Source organism: Kitasatospora sp. NPDC048296 (assembly GCF_043201815.1).
Taxonomy (GTDB): Bacteria; Actinomycetota; Actinomycetes; order Streptomycetales; family Streptomycetaceae; genus Kitasatospora.
This window is the reverse complement of sequence record NZ_JBICZB010000053.1, coordinates 1-6,526: the sequence shown is the minus strand read 5'-3', so window position 1 is coordinate 6,526 and position 6,526 is coordinate 1. Positions and strand designations below refer to the sequence as shown.

Here is a 6,526-nt window from a genome sequence, read left to right as displayed (position 1 = left end):
GCACCCCCCCCCCCCCCCCCCCCCCCGCCCCCCCGCGCCCGGGGGGGGGGGGGGGCGCCCCGCCCCCCCCCCCCCCCCCCCCCGCCACTGTCCCGTGCCACCGAACCTTGACCGTGTGCCATTGAACTTTGACCACTGCGCGGTTTGTGTCACTGAAGGTTGACCGCCCAGGTCAGTCGCCGCGTGTCGTGTCGGCGACCTGTACGGACGGTAGTTGGAACCACGGGATACGACCTTCCGACGCGGGACGGCCGCCAGGCGCTCAGCGGAACGAGCCAGGGAATTCTCGGGACTTCGCGGTACACCCGCCCGCCTGCCGCAACCAAGATCCGCGGGAACTCGTCCCACTGATGGCTCGAAGGCACCGAACGCCAGGGGGAAGCGATGGCCGCGGTCGAACCGCACAATCCGTACGCGGGAACAGCGCGGGGGCGCGCACCGGTTCGTCCGACCTCGAACCGGCGCCGGCAGGTCGTCGTTCTCGGTGTGGCCTGCGCCCTGCCGTCGTTGAGCTCGGCGGCCATCGGCAGCGCGGTCCAGCACTTCGACCCTGGGGACAGCGGGCGCACCCGCGCGATCGTGCACTTGGTGGTGACGCTCGTGGTCGTCGTACCCGCGTACTTCGTCAGTGTCCACGCACTGCAGCCGTCCGCCCCCCGGTGGTGCTGGCTGCTGGCACCCGCTCCGATGGCGCTCGACCTCGCCGCCACCCACGCTCTGGCCCTCCTGCTGCCTTTCCGCCCGGGCCTGCTGAGCGTGCTGGTGTTCGCCCTCCCGTCCTTCGCCCTGGCCGGCGCCGTGGTGCTGCGCTCACGCACCGCCCTGCTGGCGGCCGTCGGCACGCTGCTGGGCGTGTTCGTGCTCGCGTTCCCGCTGCGGGCGATGCAGCGGGAGGTGGGGGTCCAGGATCTGCTGCGCGGGGCCGGTATCCCGTCCCGGTCCCTGATGCGGCCGGTCCTCTCGCCGGATGTGCTGGTCACCGGGATCAGTTGGGATGGGCATCGGGCGGTCTTCGTACTCAGTGACCAGGCGGACCTGGCCAACAATGGCGGACTCAGCGACGGCTTCGACAAGGCCGCGGTCGAGACGGTCTCCCCGGGCTACAGCGACCCCTGCGGCCGCCCGATGCTGTCCGCGGACGGTGAGAACCTCACGACCAGCCCGTTCACCCCCTGCCGGCCGGAGCCGGGTGGCCTGTGGTCCGATGGAGCGAACCGATACGTCCTGCAGCGCGACGGCCTCACGATCACGCTGGCCACCATCGGCGGCGAGCTGAGCACCCTCGACGGGGGCCGCGAGGTACGCCAGGCCATCCTGGCAACCCATCCCGCCACCGAATCCGAACTGCGCTCCCTGGAGGGCTGGTTCCCCTCCAGCTGGCTGGGCTGCTTGCTGCTCTGACCACCTGGAGGCGGGACGGTGACATCCACCGTGTCCCGGGCACAGCGCACGGAGGCCCACTCGACGGTCCTGATCTGGGCGGTCAATCTTCGCTGACACAAACCACCACCCGTCAACCTTCGGTGGCAATCAGTCAAGGTTCGGTGGCAAGGGACAGCCACCTCCGTCCCGTCACGCAACGGCAGGTGTCATCACTCGTCTTTCAGAATCGTGTGGCGGGCCTTGTTCCAGGCCAGGGCGGCGGCGATGCCGTCCTGGAGGGTGTGGGCCGGAGTCCAGCCCAGCACGTCGCGGGCGCGGTCGATGGCCGGGTAGGCGCCGGCGTTGTCGCCGGGGCGCGCGCCGGTGAGGTGGTGGGCGAGCGGCTTGCCCGTGACGTCCTCGAAGGCCTTGATCAGCTCGAAGACCGTGGTGCCGTTGCCTGAGCCGAGGTTGACGGGCAGGTACCGGGGTCCGGCCTCGGGCACGACGGTGTCGAAGCGGCGTACGGCGGCGATGTGAGCGGCGGCCAGGTCCCAGACGTGGACGTAGTCGCGGATGCCGGAGCCGTCGCGGGTGGGCCAGTCGGTGCCGGTGACCGGGAACGACTCGCCGGCACGGTAGCGGTCGATCATGACGCCGAGGGCGTGGGTGGGCTTGGTGACCTGCAGGCCGGTGCGCAGCTTGGGGTCGGCGCCGATCGGATTGAAGTACCGCAGGGTGATGACGCGCAGCGGAGTTCCGCCGGTGATGTCCTCCAGCGCGCCTTCGAAGACGGCCTTGGTGCGCGCGTACGGGGACAGCGGCTTGAGCGGCGCGTCCTCGGTGATGGCCTGGCCGGAGTCGTAGATCGAGGCGGAGCCGGAGAACACGAGCCGGTGGCAGCCGTTGCGCAGCAGGTGGCCGACCAGGGCCAGGCCCTTGGTGACGTTGGCGTCGTAGTAGCCGAGCGGATCGGCGACGGATTCGGGGACGACGATGCGGGCGGCGCAGTTGATGGTGGCGTGGATGTCCGGGTGGTCGTGGAAGACGCGGTCGATCAGGGCACCGTCAGAGATGTCGCCCTGGTAGAGGGTGCGGCCGGTGGCGAACTCGGGGCGCCCGGTGGACAGGTCGTCCAGGAGGACGGGCTCGATGCCCTCGTCCAGGCAGGCGCTGGCGACGGTGGAACCGATGAATCCGGCGCCGCCGGTGATGAGAACCTTCATGCTCTCTCCCAAGTCGGTTGCTGTTCCCATGACACGAACTGTCGTCGAGGTTAACGAAACCCGCTTGTCGGCAGCGGAGTTCGAGATCAGCTACCCGATCGCCCGCCAACCCGCCGCCATGCCGCCCGTGTCGTGACCAGGCGCGGCACACATTCCGGGCAGCAAGGGCGGAGGGCGAGCGAAGCAACCGGGTCACCGGTTCACGCGAGCGGGTGTTCGGTGGCCCGCTGGAGCACTGCGCGCAGCAGCTCTTCGGCGTTGCCCGGGACGGCCGCCCAGAGCCGCATCTCGACGTGGGCGGCCTGGCGGCGGGGGCTGATGGCGCGGATCGGGCGGGAGAACTGGCCGTTGAGGCACCACCAGGTCTCCAACCGGGCCCAGGTGAGTCGCCGGGTCACTCGGGAGCCTCCGAGCGCAGGTAGATCGGATGGGCGGACTCGATGCCGATGTAGGCGATCGCACGCACCGCGCCGAACTCGACCAGCTGGTGGGCGATTCGGGCGGCAGAGGCCGGGGAGAAGTAGTCGGCGAGGTAGCCGGCCTGGTCATCATCCAGGGGGAGGCGGGCGAGGCTGGTGCGGACGGCGTCGAGGGCGTCGGCGAGCTTGGTGAAGGTGGCGGCCTTGGTGACGCCCTTGATCTCGACGGAGACGGGGAAGGGGAGTTCGACGCTCACCGCACGCCTCCGATCAGGGCCCACATCGCCTTGCCGATGCCGCCCTCACGGGGGCGGCAGCCCCAGCTGGCGGCGAGCTGGGAGACGAGCCAGAGGCCTCGCCCGGCCTCGTCGTGGTCGGCGGCGGGGAGCGCGGTTGGCCGGTTCGGGTCGGCGTCGTGCACCTCGATGCGAAGCGCGCCGGGGTGGAGTTCGAACCGGAGGTAGATGAGCCGTCCGGGCGGGGTCTTGGCGTGGACGACGGCGTTGGTGACGAACTCGCTGAGCACCAACTCGCCGGTGTCGAGCAACGGTTCACCGGCAGGACGGCCGGCGACGAAGTCTCGGAGCCGCCCTCTGGCAACGGGGACGGACTTGTGGTGCCGGGGCAGCCAGCAGGAGTACTTCTCCAACGTTCCGGGCATGGCAGGGCCTCCTCCGGGTGTGGTGGGAAAGATCGCGATCCGAAGGGCGGCGGGAGGCAAAGGGATGCCCGAGCGATGAGCCACCAGGATCACGCTGTGTGGTGCATTGCACTACGCCAAGTAGCATGCACCCGCACCGGTACTCACCGCAACCAGCATTTCTGCATCAGTGCAGATTGACTTAGCCTGGATCAGACGCACCGTCACAAGGCAGACTGGGATGGGCTCAAGGAAGGAACACCGTGACTGACGAATCGAGGCCGACCGTGCGCGGCCGTCGTCTGGGCTCAGAGCTTCGCCGGCTTCGAGAATCGGCGAGCAAGACAACTGACGACGCTGCGGGTGCGCTCAAGTGTTCCCGCGCGAAGATCAGTCGGATAGAGACAGGCGTGGTGGGCATCCGGCGCCTGGACCTCGGCATCCTGCTGGACCTCTACGGTGTCACCGAGCCGCACGTCAGGGAGGCGCTCGAAACGCTCGCCCGGGAAAGCAAGAAGCGCGGCTGGTGGCACGACTACGGCGACACGATTCAGCCCGCCCACGCCGACTTCCTCGGTCTGGAAAGCGACGCGCGGTACATCCGGACCTGGCAACCTCTGGTCGTGCCAGGCCTGTTGCAAACCGAGGACTACGCCCGTGCGCTGCTTGAGGCAAATCCTGCCGCCGTCCGCCCGGAGCGCATCGATCAAGTGGTCAAGATCCGGATGGAGCGAAAGGCCATTCTGAACAAGCCTGACCCTGCTCGCTTTTGGGCGATCATCTGGGAACCCGCGCTCCGGTGCCCAGTTGGTGGAGCAGACGTGCGTCAGGCACAACTGCGCTACCTCGCCGAGGCAGCGCAACTCCCCAACGTCACCCTGCAAGTCGTACCGATCGGCCTCGGCGCAACCGCCGGGGCATGCGGCGGGTTCGTGATGTACGGGTTCACTGACTCCCCCGCGCCAGGGGCAGTGTTCGTGGAGACGCTGACGAATGGGCACTACCTGGAGCGCGAGGCGGAGCTCGACGGCTACGGACTCGTTTTCGAGTACCTACGGTCGTCGGCCCTGAACCCTTCCGAGTCCCTGGATATGATCACGTCTATCGCAACAGAGACATGAGTACGAGATCAGAAAATAGGTGAGCACATGGTCGTGCCAGAGATCTCCGCTCGGGGGTGGCGCAAGAGTTCCTACAGCGCACAGGCAAGCGAGTGCGTGGAGACGGGGCATGTCACCAGAGGTGGAATGGCCGTCCGGGACTCCAAGGACCCTGACGGCCCCGTGCTCGTCTTCCCGACCGACGCGTGGGCCGCGTTCGTCACCGCCGTCAAGACCGGCTACCTTCCCAGCGTCTGAACGCACCTGTGCGCGAGAAGTCGGCCCGGCCGACTTCTCGCACACAGGAGGGAGCGCGGCGGCGGCGGTGGTGCGGCGCCGACCCGGCTGACCGCCGTCCTGGCAGGATGGCCGCATGGAACGTGTGCTGGGAATCGGTGGGTACTTCCTGCGGGCCGCTGACCCGACGGCCCTGGGCGCGTGGTACCGCGACTGCCTGGGGCTGGACACCGACGAGTACGGCCTGTGCCGGCAGCAATCCGGGCCGACGGTGTTCGCGACCTTCGATACCGACACCGACTACTTCGGGTCCCGCGCCCAGCAGACCATGCTCAACTTCCGGGTCCGCGACCTGGATGCGATGCTCGCCCAACTGCGCGCCAAGGGAGCGGCCGTCGCCGAGGAGACCCAGGACATGGAGGGCGTCGGCCGGTTCGGCTGGGTCACCGACCCCGAGGGCAACCGCGTCGAGCTCTGGCAGCCCGTCTGATCGTGGCCTTGCGCGAGAAGTCGGCCGGGCCGACTTCTCGCGCAACCTCTGCGCTCAGAGCAGCCCGTCGGTGCTCTCGCACTTCAGGAAGCCGCTGGCCGTGCCCTTGGCACCCATCAGTTGAGCGACCGGCAGGTCGACCAGCTTGACGGTGTCCAGGGTGCGACTGGCCGTCTCGCCGACCGTGGTGTCCCCAGCCCAGGCGACGGCGTTGCTCTGGTCGTCACCATTGGTCAGGAGCAGATTCACCTTCCCGTCGCCGTCGAAGGTGACGATCAGGCCGCCCTGTGCGGAGCCGGCGCCGACGGGTGACGCGGTCAGGACCAGCTTGCTGGACGGGGACTTGCCCCCTATGCAGCCGCCCCCGCCGAACTGGAAGGTGCCGCCGCTCTCCCCCTTGATGGTCACGGAGTTGACACCGCCGACGGGGGCCGCGCCGCCGGATCCGGCCGGGGCCTTGGTGGGTGCGGCGGCGGCCGTCGTCGGCACGTCGGCGGGCGCCGGGGCGACGGCGCTTGAGGCGGGGGTGTCCGGTGCGGCGGCCTTCGCGGGGGACGGCGAGGAGGATCCGCAGGCCGTGAGCAGGAGGGCGGAGGTGCCGACGATCGCAGCGGAGTACACACGAGTCATTCGATTCATGGACAGAACGTAAGACTTCTGTGTGACAAAACGTCAGCCGATTGCACACAACTCTGTCCCGGTCCTCAGCAGCCCAGGGCAGCGAACTTGTCCTTGTGGGCGTCGGCGCCGTAGGCGGAGAGGCCGGCGAGGCCTCCGGGGGACTTCTCCAGGTAGCCGGGCAGGTAGTCGCAGCCGATGTGCAGCACGTCGACCTTGATGCCGGGTTGTCCTTCTCGAAGGCCGGGACGACTCCACGCAGGGCGGCGACCGATCCGTCATCAGCCCTGCTCGACACCCGGACGGCCGAGGAGGCCTCCAATGACGGCGGGGGGGGGGGCCCCCGGGGGGGGGCCCCCCCGGGGGGGGGGGGGGGGGGGTGGACATCGGGAGGGGCGGGCGGCCGCCCCGCGGGGGGGGGGGGGGGGTGTGGG

At 69.4% G+C, this 6,526-nt stretch carries 11 protein-coding genes; 5 read left to right on the top strand and 6 right to left on the bottom strand.

All coding sequences use genetic code 11. The features are described 5' to 3' along the window. The first annotated feature begins 486 nt into the window (after positions 1–486). Complete coding sequence (locus ACGF12_RS26820) at positions 487–1,401, top strand: hypothetical protein (RefSeq protein ID WP_393035050.1); 915 nt, start codon at positions 487–489, stop codon at positions 1,399–1,401. Between the two features lie 191 nt (positions 1,402–1,592). Here ACGF12_RS26820 and galE read toward each other — a convergent pair whose 3' ends face one another. Then, positions 1,593–2,588, bottom strand: coding sequence for a UDP-glucose 4-epimerase GalE (gene galE, locus ACGF12_RS26815; protein ID WP_393035048.1), 996 nt, complete (start codon positions 2,586–2,588; stop codon positions 1,593–1,595). On the opposite strand from galE, the gene ACGF12_RS26810 reads away from it, so the two are divergent. After that, on the top strand, positions 2,587–2,724 hold the full coding sequence (locus tag ACGF12_RS26810; RefSeq protein ID WP_393035046.1) for a hypothetical protein: 138 nt from the start codon (positions 2,587–2,589) through the stop codon (positions 2,722–2,724). The two genes, galE and ACGF12_RS26810, sit on opposite strands and share 2 nt — an antisense overlap. 64 nt (positions 2,725–2,788) lie before the next feature. Here ACGF12_RS26810 and ACGF12_RS26805 read toward each other — a convergent pair whose 3' ends face one another. From ACGF12_RS26805 to ACGF12_RS26795, 3 genes are read right to left on the bottom strand one after another with little or no spacing between them, the layout of a single operon-like run. Beyond that, positions 2,789–2,986, bottom strand: a complete 198-nt coding sequence (locus ACGF12_RS26805; RefSeq protein WP_393035043.1) for a hypothetical protein — start codon at positions 2,984–2,986, stop codon at positions 2,789–2,791. After that, a complete protein-coding gene (locus ACGF12_RS26800) occupies positions 2,983–3,264 on the bottom strand; it encodes a hypothetical protein (RefSeq protein ID WP_393035040.1) in 282 nt (93 codons plus the stop codon). Before ACGF12_RS26800 ends, ACGF12_RS26805 begins: the two co-directional genes overlap by 4 nt. After that, positions 3,261–3,668: an ATP-binding protein gene (locus ACGF12_RS26795; protein ID WP_393035037.1), complete on the bottom strand. Its 408-nt coding sequence runs from the start codon at positions 3,666–3,668 to the stop codon at positions 3,261–3,263. Before ACGF12_RS26795 ends, ACGF12_RS26800 begins: the two co-directional genes overlap by 4 nt. A 242-nt stretch (positions 3,669–3,910) precedes the next feature. Between ACGF12_RS26795 and ACGF12_RS26790 the strand changes: the two genes are divergently transcribed. The 3 genes from ACGF12_RS26790 (at position 3,911) to ACGF12_RS26780 (ending at position 5,474) form a co-directional block, all read left to right on the top strand. Then, on the top strand, positions 3,911–4,768 hold the full coding sequence (locus ACGF12_RS26790) for a helix-turn-helix domain-containing protein (RefSeq protein ID WP_393035034.1): 858 nt from the start codon (positions 3,911–3,913) through the stop codon (positions 4,766–4,768). A gap of 27 nt (positions 4,769–4,795) precedes the next feature. Next, positions 4,796–5,005 (top strand): DUF397 domain-containing protein, encoded by a 210-nt coding sequence (locus tag ACGF12_RS26785; protein WP_393035031.1) that lies wholly within the window; start codon positions 4,796–4,798, stop codon positions 5,003–5,005. Between the two features lie 115 nt (positions 5,006–5,120). Continuing rightward, the gene (locus ACGF12_RS26780) at positions 5,121–5,474 is read left to right on the top strand and encodes a VOC family protein (protein WP_393035028.1); all 354 of its coding nucleotides are present in this window, start codon (positions 5,121–5,123) and stop codon (positions 5,472–5,474) included. 54 nt (positions 5,475–5,528) lie between these two features. Here the strand turns inward: ACGF12_RS26780 and ACGF12_RS26775 are convergent, their stop codons facing one another. Together ACGF12_RS26775 and ACGF12_RS26770 are read right to left on the bottom strand one after the other, a co-directional pair. Beyond that, positions 5,529–6,113 (bottom strand): hypothetical protein, encoded by a 585-nt coding sequence (locus ACGF12_RS26775; RefSeq protein WP_393035025.1) that lies wholly within the window; start codon positions 6,111–6,113, stop codon positions 5,529–5,531. A gap of 65 nt (positions 6,114–6,178) precedes the next feature. Continuing rightward, positions 6,179–6,301 (bottom strand): hypothetical protein, encoded by a 123-nt coding sequence (locus tag ACGF12_RS26770; protein ID WP_393035022.1) that lies wholly within the window; start codon positions 6,299–6,301, stop codon positions 6,179–6,181. Positions 6,302–6,526: the final 225 nt, after the last annotated feature.

Bases quoted from the DNA above. Each gene is read 5' to 3' on its own strand.
- ACGF12_RS26810 (WP_393035046.1), top strand. From the start codon at position 2,587: ATGCTCTCTCCCAAGTCGGTTGCTGTTCCCATGACACGAACTGTCGTC.
- galE (WP_393035048.1), bottom strand. From the start codon at position 2,588: ATGAAGGTTCTCATCACCGGCGGCGCCGGATTCATCGGTTCCACCGTC.
- ACGF12_RS26795 (WP_393035037.1), bottom strand. From the start codon at position 3,668: ATGCCCGGAACGTTGGAGAAGTACTCCTGCTGGCTGCCCCGGCACCAC.
- ACGF12_RS26785 (WP_393035031.1), top strand. From the start codon at position 4,796: ATGGTCGTGCCAGAGATCTCCGCTCGGGGGTGGCGCAAGAGTTCCTAC.
- ACGF12_RS26780 (WP_393035028.1), top strand. From the start codon at position 5,121: ATGGAACGTGTGCTGGGAATCGGTGGGTACTTCCTGCGGGCCGCTGAC.
- ACGF12_RS26775 (WP_393035025.1), bottom strand. From the start codon at position 6,113: ATGAATCGAATGACTCGTGTGTACTCCGCTGCGATCGTCGGCACCTCC.